13 protein-coding genes are annotated in these 13,555 nt (G+C 58.7%); 7 read left to right on the top strand and 6 right to left on the bottom strand.

The genetic code is table 11. The features are described from left to right. The first annotated feature begins 72 nt into the window (after positions 1-72). Genes HCZ30_RS02370 through nagB form a run of 7 tightly spaced genes read left to right on the top strand, consistent with a single transcriptional unit; the run spans position 73 to position 6,784 of the window. Positions 73-789 carry a copper homeostasis protein CutC gene (locus HCZ30_RS02370; protein WP_167636154.1) on the top strand — a complete coding sequence of 239 codons (717 nt, stop codon included), beginning with the start codon at positions 73-75 and terminating at the stop codon, positions 787-789. After that, positions 786-1,925 (top strand): Gfo/Idh/MocA family protein, encoded by a 1,140-nt coding sequence (locus HCZ30_RS02365; RefSeq protein ID WP_167636153.1) that lies wholly within the window; start codon positions 786-788, stop codon positions 1,923-1,925. The genes HCZ30_RS02370 and HCZ30_RS02365 overlap by 4 nt, the downstream gene beginning before the upstream one ends. After that, positions 1,922-2,797 (top strand): carbohydrate ABC transporter permease, encoded by an 876-nt coding sequence (locus HCZ30_RS02360; protein WP_167636152.1) that lies wholly within the window; start codon positions 1,922-1,924, stop codon positions 2,795-2,797. Before HCZ30_RS02365 ends, HCZ30_RS02360 begins: the two co-directional genes overlap by 4 nt. Then, complete coding sequence (locus tag HCZ30_RS02355; RefSeq protein ID WP_167636151.1) at positions 2,797-3,639, top strand: carbohydrate ABC transporter permease; 843 nt, start codon at positions 2,797-2,799, stop codon at positions 3,637-3,639. Before HCZ30_RS02360 ends, HCZ30_RS02355 begins: the two co-directional genes overlap by 1 nt. A 33-nt stretch (positions 3,640-3,672) precedes the next feature. Next, a complete protein-coding gene (locus tag HCZ30_RS02350; RefSeq protein ID WP_167636150.1) occupies positions 3,673-4,884 on the top strand; it encodes an ABC transporter substrate-binding protein in 1,212 nt (403 codons plus the stop codon). A gap of 57 nt (positions 4,885-4,941) precedes the next feature. Beyond that, the gene (locus tag HCZ30_RS02345; RefSeq protein WP_167636149.1) at positions 4,942-6,045 is read left to right on the top strand and encodes an ABC transporter ATP-binding protein; all 1,104 of its coding nucleotides are present in this window, start codon (positions 4,942-4,944) and stop codon (positions 6,043-6,045) included. A gap of 1 nt (position 6,046) precedes the next feature. Further along, positions 6,047-6,784: a glucosamine-6-phosphate deaminase gene (nagB, locus tag HCZ30_RS02340; RefSeq protein ID WP_167636148.1), complete on the top strand. Its 738-nt coding sequence runs from the start codon at positions 6,047-6,049 to the stop codon at positions 6,782-6,784. Here nagB and HCZ30_RS02335 read toward each other — a convergent pair. The 6 genes from HCZ30_RS02335 to HCZ30_RS02310 all read right to left on the bottom strand — a co-directional run bounded on the left by HCZ30_RS02335 (position 6,781) and on the right by HCZ30_RS02310 (position 13,347). Further along, positions 6,781-7,788 (bottom strand): LacI family DNA-binding transcriptional regulator, encoded by a 1,008-nt coding sequence (locus HCZ30_RS02335; protein WP_167636147.1) that lies wholly within the window; start codon positions 7,786-7,788, stop codon positions 6,781-6,783. The two genes, nagB and HCZ30_RS02335, sit on opposite strands and share 4 nt — an antisense overlap. A 55-nt stretch (positions 7,789-7,843) precedes the next feature. Continuing rightward, on the bottom strand, positions 7,844-8,899 hold the full coding sequence (locus HCZ30_RS02330; protein ID WP_167636146.1) for an ABC transporter ATP-binding protein: 1,056 nt from the start codon (positions 8,897-8,899) through the stop codon (positions 7,844-7,846). A gap of 4 nt (positions 8,900-8,903) precedes the next feature. After that, complete coding sequence (locus tag HCZ30_RS02325) at positions 8,904-9,788, bottom strand: carbohydrate ABC transporter permease (RefSeq protein ID WP_167636145.1); 885 nt, start codon at positions 9,786-9,788, stop codon at positions 8,904-8,906. Continuing rightward, entirely contained in the window at positions 9,788-10,819 is a 1,032-nt protein-coding gene (locus HCZ30_RS02320; RefSeq protein WP_167636144.1) for a carbohydrate ABC transporter permease, read from the bottom strand. The genes HCZ30_RS02325 and HCZ30_RS02320 overlap by 1 nt, the downstream gene beginning before the upstream one ends. Positions 10,820-10,880: 61 nt before the next feature. Further along, positions 10,881-12,119, bottom strand: a complete 1,239-nt coding sequence (locus HCZ30_RS02315; RefSeq protein WP_246212534.1) for an ABC transporter substrate-binding protein — start codon at positions 12,117-12,119, stop codon at positions 10,881-10,883. A gap of 88 nt (positions 12,120-12,207) precedes the next feature. Then, positions 12,208-13,347, bottom strand: a complete 1,140-nt coding sequence (locus HCZ30_RS02310) for an ester cyclase (protein ID WP_348640344.1) — start codon at positions 13,345-13,347, stop codon at positions 12,208-12,210. Positions 13,348-13,555: the final 208 nt, after the last annotated feature.

The following is a 13,555-nucleotide window of genomic DNA, read 5'->3' as shown; positions in this document are numbered from 1 at the left end:
TAGTTCAACGAAAATAATTCTTGAAACGAGTCGCAAAACTTGCTCGTAGTTGTGCAACCAATCGGAGTCACCATGTACCGCGTTGCACTGGAAGTTTGTATCGACACGCCCGACGGCATTGCTGCCGCGATGGGTGCTGATCGTATCGAACTCTGCTCCTCGCTGGCGCTTGGAGGTCTCACTCCCGGCGTCGGCCTCGTCGCCAGCGCGATTGCCCAAGGCGCCGAGGTTCATGCGATGGTGCGTCCCCGTGCGGGCGACTTCGTGTTCAGCACGGCTGACATCGACGCTTGCCTTGCCGACATCGCGTTCCTGCGCACCGCAGGCGTAAAAGGCATCGTCATCGGCGCGGCGAATGAAGACGGCACTATCAACGAAACAGCCATTGCGGAGATGGTCGCGGAAGCTGGCAACCTCGATGTCACGCTTCACCGCGTTGTCGATATTTCGCCCGATCCGGTTGCGTGTGTCGAAGTGGCAAAGCGCAACAAAATAAAGCGCATCCTGACATCTGGCGGCACATCCAGCGTCCGCGAAGGACTGCCCATCATCAAACAAATGATCACCGCCTCCGAAGGCGTGGAGATCATGGCTGGCGGCGGCCTTACCATCGCTGACATTGAGCCGCTGATCGACGCGGGCATCCACGCGATCCACTCCTCCTGCGGCACCGATATCGCGGCGAAGGGCGCGGTCTCACGCATCGGCATCAACGCTACACAGCGCATGACCGATGCCGGAAAAGTCGCGGCTCTGAAGGCTGCAATCCACCAGAAAGTGACAGCATGAAGTACGGCATTATCGGCCTTGGCGACAGGCTCGCCCATCTGGTTCGCTGCTTTGCCGCAGCCGATCAGAGCATTGAATGGGTGGCCGTTACAGACCCCGATGATGTGCGAATGCCAGTATTCGAGCCGCTCGATGCCGCTCCGATCCGCTATGATAGTCCAGCACAAATGCTGGCGGAGCATGATCTGGATGTGATCATGATCGGATCGCCCAACCACCTGCACCTCGAACACCTCGAACTGGCGCTGAAATCGAAGGCCAAGTTCATCTTTGCCGAAAAGCCGGTCGTCACGAACATCGAAGAGACCATGTCGCTGGCCAAGCTGATGGCGGAGCATGATGGCGTTCGCCGTATCCTCGTCGGCATGGTGCTCCGTTATTCACCGCTCTATCGCGCGCTGACCGATGCGAACCGACAGCACCTTGGCGAGATCATGTCCATAGAGGCCGCCGAGCACATCGCTCCCTACCACGGCAGCTTTTTCATGCGCGACTGGCGCCGCGATACCGCGATGTCGGGTGGCTTCATGCTGGAAAAATGCTGCCACGACCTCGACCTCTATCAAGGTCTCGTCGGTGCGCGTCCGATGGAGGTCGCCTCGTTCGGTGGCCGCAAGAAATACCTGCCCGAGCGCCGCGTCGATGCTGACTACCTGTCGAAGATGAGCCCGCGTTGGGGCGGCGTGAATGACGCATTCGGAGGCACCGGCGACATCATCGATTACCAGACCGCGATCGTGAACTACGCAAACGGCGCGACGCTGGCGTTCCACACCAACCTGAACGTGCCCGACGAATACCGCCGTTTCATGGTGGCAGGAGTTGACGGTCAGGCGGAAGGTGATTTCCTCCGCAATTACCTGCACGTCACCCTCTCCGATACCGGCGAGCGGATCATCGACAGCACTCCGGGGGATGCGACGAACGACGGACACTACGGCGCGGATGACGCTATGGCGGTGGATATCGTCGCCCACATCAACGGCACATTGGACCAGCTTCCGCTCAGCGTCATCGACGCGCTGGAAGCAGGCGTCACCGCGATGGCGATGGACCTGTCGCGTAATGAAAAACGAATGATCGATCTGGCTCCTGTCTGGGACGATTTCGACAAGGCTCTGGCGGGCAACGCATGAAAAAGATCGACTACTTTCCCTACCTCCTCCTGATACCGGCGTTCGCGCTGACGGTGACGATCGTGGCTTGGCCGCTGTTCGAGACCTTCCGCCTGTCGTTCACCAACGCCTCGATGAGACCATCGTGGAAATACGTTGGCATCGACAACTACGTCGAGATTTTCGAGGACGACTTCTGGGAGGTGATCCGCCTCACCTTCCTCTGGATGACCTGCTCGGTCGCGCTCAAGATCATTTGCGGCACATTCGGCGCGGTACTCCTGAATGCCGCCATTCCGGGCCGCGCGCTGTTCCGTGTACTCATCATGCCGCCGTGGATCGTGCCGATTGCTGTGGGCGTGTTCATCTGGGCTTGGATGTACAACGGCCAGTTCGGCATGATTTCGGGCGTGATGCAGCGCCTCGGCCTGATTGACGGACCGCTGGAATTCCTCGCCTTCGGCAACACCGCATTCCTCGCCACGGTCATCACCGACGTATGGATCGGCACGCCAATGGTGGCGCTCTACCTGCTGGCCGCGATGCAATCCATTCCGACGGAACTGCATGAAGCCGCTTGGACCGATGGCGCATCGCGCTTCTACCGTTTCCGCCGCATTACCCTGCCGCTGATCGCACCTGCGATGGCGACGATGGCGCTGCTGTCCGCGATCTGGACCTTCAACAGCTTCGACATCATCTGGATCCTGACCGAAGGCGGCCCGCGCGGCTCGACCACCACGATGATCATCGACACATATAAGACCGCGATCAGCCGCTTCCGCTACGGCGAAGGTGCCGCCCGCGCCGTGATGATCCTCATCTGCCTCTCGGCCTTTGCCGGAGTTTACCTCGCGCTGCTGTCGCGACTGAGCAAGCGGGGGACTGCCTGATGCTGAACAAATACACTTGGTGGGAACTGGTCCTGCTTTACCTCGGCGTCGCTGTTTTCCTGATGTTCGTCCTCGCGCCGTTCGCCGAAGCCTTCGCGGTCTCGCTCCGCCCGCTCGATGGTCTGTTCAACATTCCTTACGAGTTCATCACCGATGACATGACGTTCGAGAACTACTCGATCATGTGGAAATCCGTGCCGAACCTCGCGCTCTATATCTGGAACAGTTTCTTCATCGCGTGCTGCGTGACGATCCTCGCCCTGATCTGCATCATCCCTGCCGCCTACTCCTTCGGTCGTTTCACCTATCGTGGACGCGACGGGCTGCTGGCGATGTTCCTCGGCATCAACATGGTCGGTGCCGCCGTGCTCATCATTCCGCTCTACAAGCTGATGTTGACGCTCGGACTTCTGAATACCTACTGGTCGATGATTATCCCTGGTGCAGCGTTCTGCGTGCCGACCGGTATCTTCCTGATGCGCAGCTATTTCCTGCGTATCCCCAAAGAGCTTGAAGAGGCCGCCTACGTCGACGGTGCTTCGCGTCTCTACACTCTGTGGCGCGTCATCCTCCCGGTCGCGCTTCCCGGCATCATGGTTGTGACCATTGCCACTTTCATTACCGCCTATGCGCAGCAGTTCCTGTTCGCCCTCACCTTCAACTCGAAGGACGCCTACAAGCCGCTGCCCGTGGGACTTTACGATTTCTTCGGCCACCAAACCGTTCACTGGAACGAACTGATGGCTGCAAGTCTGGTCGGCATCTCTCCGGTGTTGATCCTTTACGTCTTCCTACAACGCTACATCGTCGCCGGGTTGACCTCCGGCGCGGTGAAGGAGTGACGAAAAATCATGGTCCAACAAGGGAATATAACAATGAAAGCCAAGGCACTATTTCTTGCTACGACTGCGGTTCTGGGGTTTGCCTCCGCTGCTGCCGCACAGACTGAAATCCACCTGATCAACTGTGGTGCTGCTGCCGACCCGCAGAACCCGCTTCAGGAAGAACATGCGAAAGCATGGGAAGCCGAAAACCCCGATTACTCGGTCGTGTTCGAGTATGTTCCGTGGGGTTCGTGCCAGGAACGCGCTATCACCCTCGCTTCGGCAGGTGATCCGGTTGCTGCGTCCTACATGGGTTCGCGCGTGCTCAAGCAGCTCGCTGAAAGCGATCTGATCATTCCGTTCGACCTGACCGAAGAAGAACTCGGCACCTATGAAGACTCCGTTCTGTCGACCGTCATGTTCGACGGCGAAGTCTGGGGTCTGCCGCGCGCCTTCTCGACCAAGGCACTGTACTGGAACAAGGGTCTCTTCGAAGAAGCCGGCCTCGACATGCCGGACGGCCCGCAGACTTGGGAAGATGTTGTGACCGCTGCCAAAGCGATCACCGAAAACACCGACGCTGCCGGTATCGGCCTCCCCGCTGCCGACTTTGACAACACCATGCACGAGTGGCTGAACTGGCTCTACTCGAACGGCGGTGAAGTCATCAACGCGGACGGCGAGATCGTGTTCGACTCTCCCGAGGTCGTCGAAACCCTCCAGCTCTATGGTGATCTGGCCGACTACACCGAAGAAGGTCCGCTGGCATATGACCGCGGCAAGCTCGAGCCGCTCTTCGCTGAAGAAGCTATCGGCATGTACACCAACGGTGGTTGGGGTCGTAACACCGCAGGCGACATCGACTATGGTATTACCCTGATACCGTCGGGTCCGTCGGGCGACCACGGTACCCTGCTGATCACCGACAGCCTTGTCGTGTTCAAAGGTTCGGGCGTCGAAGAAGCGACCCTCGACCTGATCACCTACATGACCGCTCCGGAACAGCAGTCGGCATTCGACATCGCCGGTGGTTGGACCCCGATCCGTCAGACCATGGATACCGAGAACCTCGTTGCCGAAGATCCGTCGTGGGAGCCGTTCGTCATCTCCGTTCCGACCGGTGGCCCCGAGCCGCTTCTCTATGACTACGTTGCTATGCAAGACGTGATCAACGAAGCCATCCAGTCGGTCCTGACCGGTGAAGTATCGGCAGAAGAAGCCGCTGCCGAGGCCCAGTCGGAACTCGAAGATCTGAACGAGTAAGCCACTATCGGAGGCGGCACCACGCCGCCTCCCCCACCCCATCTACAGGACTGCGATATGGGCCAACTTTCGCTGCGTGCGGTGACGAAGAGCTTCGACAAGGCCGAAGTCATCAAACCGACCAATCTGGACATCAACGAAGGCGAGTTCGTTGTCTTTGTCGGACCTTCGGGCTGCGGCAAATCGACGATGCTGCGCATGATCGCGGGTCTGGAAGAGATCACAAGCGGCGAGATCGTCATCGACGACAAGGTGGTTAACAACCTCGCGCCCGTCAAACGCGGCATCTCGATGGTGTTCCAGTCATACGCTCTGTATCCGCATATGTCGGTTTACGAGAACATCGCCTTCCCGCTCCGCGTAGCCCGCACGCCCCAAGCCGACGTCGACCGTCTGGTGAGCCGCGCAGCCGACGTGTTGAAGCTGAACGAGCGCCTGAAGCACAAACCCGGCGAGTTGTCCGGTGGTCAGCGCCAGCGCGTTGCCATCGGCCGCGCGATTGTGCGCGAACCCAAGGTTTTCCTTTTTGACGAGCCGCTGTCGAACCTCGACGCCGCGCTCCGCGCCGAGATGCGCGTCGAGCTCAAGCGTCTGCACGGCCAGCTCAAGAACACCATGATCTACGTCACCCACGACCAGATCGAAGCCATGACCATGGCCGACAAGATCGTCGTGCTGCGCGATGGCGTCATCGAACAATGCGGCAGCCCGTTGGAGCTTTACCACAAGCCGCAGAACAAATTCGTTGCCGGGTTCATCGGGAACCCCAACATGAACTTCCTGCCTGCCACGATCACTGCGATCTCTCCCGCGAGCGTGACGGTCAAGCTGAACGACGGCAACGAATGCACCCTCCCCGTCTCTGGCGACTGCAAGATCGGCGACGAAGTCAGCGTCGGCGTCCGCCCTGCCGACTTCCATTCGGGCGGCAACATCAAGGTCATTCCCGATGTGGTCGAACGGCTCGGCAACGAAACCGTTGTATATGCGAACACGCTCTCCGGCGCGCCGATTTGCATCGTCACCGGCGGTATGGTCACGATGGCGGGCGGCAAGGAAATCGCGGTCGGCTTCGAAGGTCAGAACGCGCACCTGTTCCGCGCGGACGGCAGCGCCTTCGAGCGAAATGTAAATCTTAACGAGTTGGAATTGACGGCCTGATATGCGCCTGCACGTTCACCCCACGCCCGAAGACGCCGCGACCGAGGCCGCCAACCTCATCGCAGCGCAGGTCACGGACAAACCGTCATCGGTCCTCGGGCTGGCGACCGGCGGCACGATGGAGCCGGTCTATGCGCTGTTGCGCGATAAACACGAAAGCGGCCTGAGTTTCGCGGACGCGGTGACGTTCAACCTCGATGAATACGTCGGGCTGAGCGGCGATCACCCGCAAAGCTATCGCCGCTACATGCAGCACCATTTCTTTAAACACGTCGACATCTGCCAAAGCTCTGCTTACCTGCCGCGTGGGGATATCCCGCCCGAAGAAGCCTCCGAAGAGTACGAAACGCTTTTGCAGAAATTCGGCCCGATCGACCTGCAACTGCTGGGCCTTGGTCGGAACGGTCATATCGGCTTCAACGAACCGCTGAGCTCTCTGGCGTCCCGCACCCGCGAGAAGTCCCTCACCAAAAGCACACTCGACGCCAACAGCCGCTTTTTCAACGCGGGCGAACGCCAACCGACGACCGCGATCACAATGGGCATCGCGTCGATCATGGATGCCAAGCGCATCATCGTCCTTGCGGTCGGCGACGGCAAAGCGGACGCGGTTGCAGCCATGATCGAAGGTCCGGTCACCAGCATGTGTCCCGGTTCGATCCTGCAAATGCACGCTCAGGTCACGGTCATCGTGGACGAAGCCGCCGCTGCAAAACTCACAATGAGAGAATACGCTTAATTTCGGGTGGTGCCGCGGATCTGCGGCACCGGCTCGATCTTGATGCTACGGATCGGCGTGGTCGGGTCTTCGATCGCGCTGATCAGCTCGTTCACCGCAGCCGACACCATCTGGTTCAGCGGCTGGCGAATGGTGGTCAGGTTGTAGCTTGGCCAACGCGACTGCTGCGTGTCGTCGAAACCGATAACCGCGACGTCTTCGGGAATGCGCAGGCCCAGTTCGTGGCGGATCACATCCATCGCTGCAAAGGCCATGTGATCGTCTGCCACGAACAGAGCGTCGGGCTTGTCCTCGACATCGAACAAAGTGCGCGCTGCTTCGACCGCTTCTGCATAATCGTAGTTGCCGGATGCCCGCGAATGCAGTTCCTGCCCCGCCGCATTCAAAGCATCGACAAACCCTTTTTCACGGTCGATCTGGGTTTTCGCGTCGTCGAAACCGGCGAGGTGTGCGATCTTCTTGTGGTCGGATTTCAGGAAGATCTCCGCCGCCATCTGGCCGCCACGGTAGTTTTCGCTGGTGACAGAGCGCAGGTCATCACGCTTTTGGTCGCGGTTGAACAGCATCACGGGGATGGACAGATCGCGGCAACGCTCGGCCAGAACCGAGGACACCGAGACAGACACCATGATGATGCCGTCAACGCGGTAGTCGAGGATCTGCTGCACGACCGGCTCGACATCGCCAACGGTGTTGGACGCCATGAAGAGCAGGACGTGGTAGCCGTTTTCCTGCAAAGCGATCGACAGTTTTTCGACCGCTTCCGGATAGAAGCTGTTTTCGAGATAATAGACGACCAGACCGATGATGCGGCTTTTGCCGGTGATCAGCGATCTGGCCAGAACATTCGGGCGGTAGCCCAATTCGTCAGCGGCTACGCGGATTTTCTCGGCCATTTTTGCAGAGACCGACGCCCCTGGAGTGAAATAGCGCGAAACGGCCGACTGGCTGACGCCAGCTTTGCGGGCCACATCTACGGATGTCACTGATTTCGCGCTAGCCATTCACTTACTCGCCTTTGTGTCAGGTGGTATTTATCGGCGTGAACGGCCGATGTCATTAATCCAGAATGATACGTTTACCCGTTTTACTATCAAACAGGTGGCAAGTTTCTACCGGAATTGTTGCATGGATCATCTCGCCGATCTCGGCGCGGAAATCTTTTGCAGCCTTGAGGTTAACCAGCGTCTCGCCAACGTGGACAGCGACCATCGAAGCCTCGCCCAACAGTTCCAGCGCGAAGGCCGGAGCGTTGAGGTGCGCAGGCTGATCCGAGAGCGTCACGTCCTCTGCGCGGAAGCCGAGGATGATCTTGCCCGACTGATGCGTCGGCAGACCGGCGAGGGTCAGGTTTTCGGCCGTGAAGACACCGCCATTGATCTGGCCTTCGACGAGGTTCATCGCGGGCGAGCCGATGAAGCTGGCCACAAAGGTGTTCGCCGGATTGTCGTAAATCTCGGTCGGGGTGGCGACCTGCTGGACGACACCGTCGCTCATGACGACCACGCGGTCAGCGAGCGTCATGGCTTCGATCTGGTCATGCGTGACGTAGATCGTGGTGACTTGCAGCTTGTGCTGGAGGTTCTTGATCTCCGCACGGGTCGAAACGCGCAGCTTGGCATCGAGGTTCGACAGCGGCTCGTCCATGAGAAACACGTTCGGCTCGCGGACCAGCGAACGGGCCAGAGCCACACGTTGACGCTGACCGCCGGAAAGCTCTGCCGGACGACGATCCAGAAGGTTGCCGAGGTTCACCATGTCGGCTGCGCGCATAACGCGGTCGTGGTGTTCGGCCTTCGGGATCTTACGGACCTTCAGCGGGAAGCGGATGTTCTCGTAGACGGTCATGTTCGGGTAGAGGCCGTAGGACTGGAACACCATGGAGATGTCGCGGTCCTTCGGTTCGAGGTTGTTCACAACCTTTCCGCCGATGATGATCTCGCCGTCGGTGACGTCTTCGAGGCCAGCGATCATGCGCATGGTAGTGGACTTACCGCAGCCCGACGGCCCGAGGAGAACGAGGAATTCCTTGTCTGCGATCTCGAGGTCGAAATTGTCGACACCGACAACATCGCCCCAGCGTTTGCAGACGTTCTTGAGATGGATTTCTGCCATGGGATTACCCTTTGACTGCGCCGGCGGTTAGGCCGCTGACGATCTGGCGTTGGAAGAACATCACGAGGATGAAGAGCGGAACGGTAGCCGAAACCACGGCGGCAACCGCATACATGATCATGCCTTCGCTCTGGATTGTGCCCATGAAGGAGTTGATTTTGGGGACCATGGTCTGGTTGTCCTGATTGAGGAGCATACCTGTGACAGCAAAGTCGTTGTAAGCCAGCAGGAAGCTGAACAGACCCGTCGTGATCACACCCGGCCACATGACCGGCATGATCACCCAGCGGAACGCCTGGAAACGGGTGCAACCGTCGACCATGGCGGACTCGTCGAGGTCTTTCGGGATCGACATGAAGAAGCTGTGCAGCATCCAGATGGTGAACGGCTGGTTGATCGCCACGAGCACGATGATCGCGGTCGGCAGATAGCCCCAGATGTTCATCTCGAAGAACGGCAGCAGGTAGCCCGACACCAGCGTGATGTGCGGCATTGCGCGGAAGAACAGCGCGGCCATCAGGATCCAGAACGTGTACTTGCGGGTCGAACGGGACAGCGCGTAGCCGCCCAGCGTGCCGAACACGAGGCTGATCGTGGTCACGCAGACAGTGACGATGGCCGTGTTGATGACCGAGCGCCAGAATTCGCGCTCGATCCACGCACCGCGGTAGCCGTCCAGCGTGAAGGCGCCGCCTGTCTGGCGTTCGGTTGCCGGTCCGAAGATCGCGTTGAGGAAGTTCTCGCGGCTGAAAAAATCGGCCTGCACTTTGAACGAGCCCCAAACGGTCCAGAAGAACGGGAAGGCCGCAAGGATGAGCCAGAGGATCAGGATCACCGTCGTAACGATCATCAGTCCTTTGCTCTGGCGGAGTGCGTTAGTGTCGTGCATCAGCGGGCCCTCCGCGAGAAGTCACGCCATGTGCGGATCAGCACGGGCGTCAGGATGATAAGTACGCCGATCATTGTCAGCACCGAAGTTGCCGCAGCCGAACCATAAAGCTGGTCTACCTGACCGCTGAGGTCGTTGTAGATCGCCCAGGACAGCGACGTTGCGTGCGCTTCGGAAGAGAAACCGACGATCGGTTCGAAGACGCGGAAGTTATCCATGAGCAGCACGAGGCCAACGAAGGTCGCGAGCGGAACAAGGTGCGGGATCACAACATAGCGGATACGTTCCCAACGGTTCGCGCCATCGATCATCGCGCTTTCCAGCGTGTCGGTCGGCAGGGTCTGAAGACCCGCGTAGAACACGACGAAGCAGAACGGTGCCATGTGCCACGTGCCGTAGATGATGAGGACCATCCACATCAGAACCGGCGACGCTTTGAGCGACAGCTCGGGATCGTTGAAGATGTACTGGAGGCTCGCGCCGATCACGCCGTCGGAGTTGATCATCCAGAACAGGATGAGCGAGCCGATTAGCGGGGTCACGATATAGGGCAGCAGCGACAGGAAGATCACCGGCCCTTTGACCACTTTCGGGATCGCATTGACCCCCAGCGCGATGAGGAAACCGAATATCATACAGAGCGGTGTCACGAGAAACGTATAGACCAGCGTGAAGCTCAGCGCCTTGTAGAACGGGAGGTTGTATATCTGGGCGACGATGTCACCAAATCCGTCGTTGTCGGCAAAGATCGCCTTGAGCTCGTCCACAGCGAGGTGGGCGCGGTTGAAATAGGTCCCGAGGCCGTTGAATTTGCCGAGCGGTTGTTCTGCCTTCATTTCGGCAGTGGCTTCGGCATCGACACGGGTTTCGGTCGTACAACCGAATGGACCACAGTTCTCAACTTCGATCAGGACGCGGTCGTGCTCCACATAAAGGGACTGGACGACCACCGACACGATGGGAATGGCGATGAACAGGATCATCGCGACCACGGACGGGAAAATAAAGGCGATAAAATCGCGATGTCGCATGGAGTGCTTCCGAAATAGAGGTGTCCCCGACAATGTCGGGGACACGGGAGGTGCGACAGGCTTAGTTCAGAAAACCAGCCTCGGTCGCGGCTGCACGGTAGGCGGCTTCTACGTCAGACAGTGCCTGCTCTGCGCCTTCGGAACCCTGCATGAACTCAGCCAGTTCGGCACCCAGTGCGGTGTGCAGAAGGCCCATGTAGGGGGTCATCGGGTAAGCGCGAGCACCTTCGGCAGCCGTGCCGAGAACGCCGTTCGCGCTTTCCGGAGCGTCGAAGTCCTTCATCAGCCAGGTAGCGCCAGTCGGGTTCGCCTGAGCGACTTCCGGACGTGCGCCGTAGACCATAGCCTGGAACGAAGCAGCTGCGTCTTCATCCGAGATGTTCTTGGCGATGGTGAAACCATCCCACCAAAGAGCAGCAGCCGGGGTCGCACCACCACCGACGAAAGGTGCCGGAGCGAGCATAGTTGCTTCGCCGATCTCCGGAGCCGGACCTTCGGGGTCGATGTGACCGTTCACCATCGAACCCCACTGGTTCATGATGGCAACTTCGTCAGCAAGATACAGCGCCTTCATTTCGTTGGCGTCATAGGTCATGTATTCCGGCGACATGTACTCGGTCAGCGCCTTCATCATTTCCAGCGTCTTCATGCCGGTTTCGTTGTTGATCGACGGCTCTGCCGAACCGGCCTCAAAGAAGTCGCCGCCCATGCCGAGGTACATGTTCACGAATTCCGCAGCGAGGTTCCAACCCGGAAGGTCGGCAGCCGCGAGCGGGTATTCCATGATGCCCTTTTCGCGCAGAACCTTGGCAGCTTCGAGGATCTCTTCATAGGAAGTCGGCGTCTCGATGCCAGCTTCTTCGAGGATGTCCGAACGCATGAACAGGTGCTGGGCGTTGCCCATGAACGCGATGGCAACGACTTCGCCGTCGACGCGGATCAGCTGGCTTTCCTGAAGACTGTCACCGTATTCAGCGACAAGATCGTCCAGCGGACGGATCAGGTCGTCGTTCAGCAGCGGAACGATCGAGTTGTTGGCGACCAGAGCAACGGTGTACTGGGCCGGATTGATGGTCAGAGCCGGAACCTGAAGCGACTTGTGCTCCGAGGTCATGTTCGCTTCGACCGAAACGGTGTCCGAAGCGCAGGTTTTGGCTTCGTCGATTACGATACCGAGCGCGTCGAAGTCGTTGGCAAGAATGCGGACCGAACCGCTTTCGATGCCGCAGTCAGCGAATGCAGCGCCGGTGCCGAGGACGAGAGCGGCGATGCTGGCCGCAGTCGTTTTCATCATCATCATGTCTTTCCTCTCCGTTATTACGCCCGCGTTGTTTTGCGCGCGGATCGTAGGTGTGACGGAGCGGGACAACCCCGCTCCGGTCATTCGATCAGGCAAGTGCCTCTTCTGCCGAAGGCTTGTCTGCCAGTTGTGCCAGTTTGATCTGAACGAGCATCGACAGCTCGTCGTAGACCGTCCACTCGTCAACGATCTTGCCGTCTTTGAAGTGGAAGTGGGACATGCCCATAACCTGAACCCGCTTGCCGGTCGGATCGCCGAAGCTCTCCAGCCCGCCGAAGCCAAGGTGATGACCTTCCATCACCCAACGCACCGCAACCTTGGTGCCGCCTTCGATGTCGGGAACCGAGCAGATGTGCTGCGGCGAGTAGACGGCGTCAGGCAGGGCACCAACGAGGCCGATGATCTGATGCGTTACAGCGTTGATGCCGTAAAGCTCTTTCATCAGCGGACCGTGATACATGCAGGTCGGCGCATAGTTGCGGCGGATTTCTCCGAACATTTTGCGGTTGTAGATCGCGTGGAGCATTTCCAGCGTCTTACGTTCCAGATCGTTGTTCGCGATCGAGGTGTCGACGCCTTCGGCGACCGGATACTGACCGAGCATCAGACCGTTTTCACCGATGTCGAGGCTCTTGAGGCCCTGCGACAGCTTCGATGCGGCAATCTTTTCGGCATAGCCGTGCGGGTCGATGCCGAGTTGCAGGATGATCGCCATCTGGTCCGAAACAACCCACTCGCGGTAGATCTTGTTACGCAGGATCATGCAGTCGGCGACGGTGCGCGACACGAACGGACGGCCGTTCGCTTTGCCGAAGTGACCGTTCTGGGTGTAGCGGCCGGTGCCGGTGACGAGGTGCGAAGTGTAGAAACCGTTCTTGTCGTCGCCGTTCCAGATAACCGAAGTCGCGAGACCGCGACGTTCCGGCAGGCTGACGAGGCGCTGGATGGTGTCGCGGACAACATCCTCGCGGTTGTACATCGTACCCATGGTCCCGTAGAGAACGCAGTTATGAGTGTAATGGGTGTAGATCAGACCAACGTCACGCTCGTCCCAAATCTTGTGCGTGCAGCGGATAATGTAATCGACAATATCCGAGTAACAGTCGTCGAAACCTTCCATCGAGTGAGCTCGCTGGCGGGTCTCCGGCACGAGGTCTACAAAGTCGTTGGTTTCGACCTGCATGACCTGCGGCGCTTTCGCCGAAGCCGTGACTTTCTTATCGGCCACCGGGGTGGTGTCCTGATTTCCCATTTGTTTGTTCCAATCTTCTTAAAGACGTCGCAAAAATGTATTTTGCATACCTATTCACAGCATCGTTGACTGAAACTCGGAATCGATCAACAAGAAAATGCATACTTATGCAAAACTGACTGAAGAACTCCTGTTCGCCATGCTAAAACAAAGCACTCCGGTTGTCAGGTTGACTTGGTGAATA

The sequence above is a fragment of the Marivivens donghaensis genome (genome assembly GCF_011806565.1).
Taxonomy (GTDB): domain Bacteria; phylum Pseudomonadota; class Alphaproteobacteria; order Rhodobacterales; family Rhodobacteraceae; genus Marivivens; species Marivivens donghaensis_A.
This window is presented reverse-complemented; position numbering and strand designations above follow the sequence as displayed.

What these genes read in the sequence shown, in the direction of transcription:
- HCZ30_RS02345 (WP_167636149.1), top strand. Translation starts at nt 4,942, where the DNA reads ATGGGCCAACTTTCGCTGCGTGCGGTGACGAAGAGCTTCGACAAGGCC.
- HCZ30_RS02315 (WP_246212534.1), bottom strand. Translation starts at nt 12,119, where the DNA reads ATGATGATGATGAAAACGACTGCGGCCAGCATCGCCGCTCTCGTCCTC.
- HCZ30_RS02335 (WP_167636147.1), bottom strand. Translation starts at nt 7,788, where the DNA reads ATGGCTAGCGCGAAATCAGTGACATCCGTAGATGTGGCCCGCAAAGCT.
- HCZ30_RS02355 (WP_167636151.1), top strand. Translation starts at nt 2,797, where the DNA reads ATGCTGAACAAATACACTTGGTGGGAACTGGTCCTGCTTTACCTCGGC.
- HCZ30_RS02330 (WP_167636146.1), bottom strand. Translation starts at nt 8,899, where the DNA reads ATGGCAGAAATCCATCTCAAGAACGTCTGCAAACGCTGGGGCGATGTT.
- HCZ30_RS02350 (WP_167636150.1), top strand. Translation starts at nt 3,673, where the DNA reads ATGAAAGCCAAGGCACTATTTCTTGCTACGACTGCGGTTCTGGGGTTT.
- HCZ30_RS02370 (WP_167636154.1), top strand. Translation starts at nt 73, where the DNA reads ATGTACCGCGTTGCACTGGAAGTTTGTATCGACACGCCCGACGGCATT.
- HCZ30_RS02325 (WP_167636145.1), bottom strand. Translation starts at nt 9,788, where the DNA reads ATGCACGACACTAACGCACTCCGCCAGAGCAAAGGACTGATGATCGTT.
- HCZ30_RS02365 (WP_167636153.1), top strand. Translation starts at nt 786, where the DNA reads ATGAAGTACGGCATTATCGGCCTTGGCGACAGGCTCGCCCATCTGGTT.
- HCZ30_RS02320 (WP_167636144.1), bottom strand. Translation starts at nt 10,819, where the DNA reads ATGCGACATCGCGATTTTATCGCCTTTATTTTCCCGTCCGTGGTCGCG.
- nagB (WP_167636148.1), top strand. Translation starts at nt 6,047, where the DNA reads ATGCGCCTGCACGTTCACCCCACGCCCGAAGACGCCGCGACCGAGGCC.
- HCZ30_RS02360 (WP_167636152.1), top strand. Translation starts at nt 1,922, where the DNA reads ATGAAAAAGATCGACTACTTTCCCTACCTCCTCCTGATACCGGCGTTC.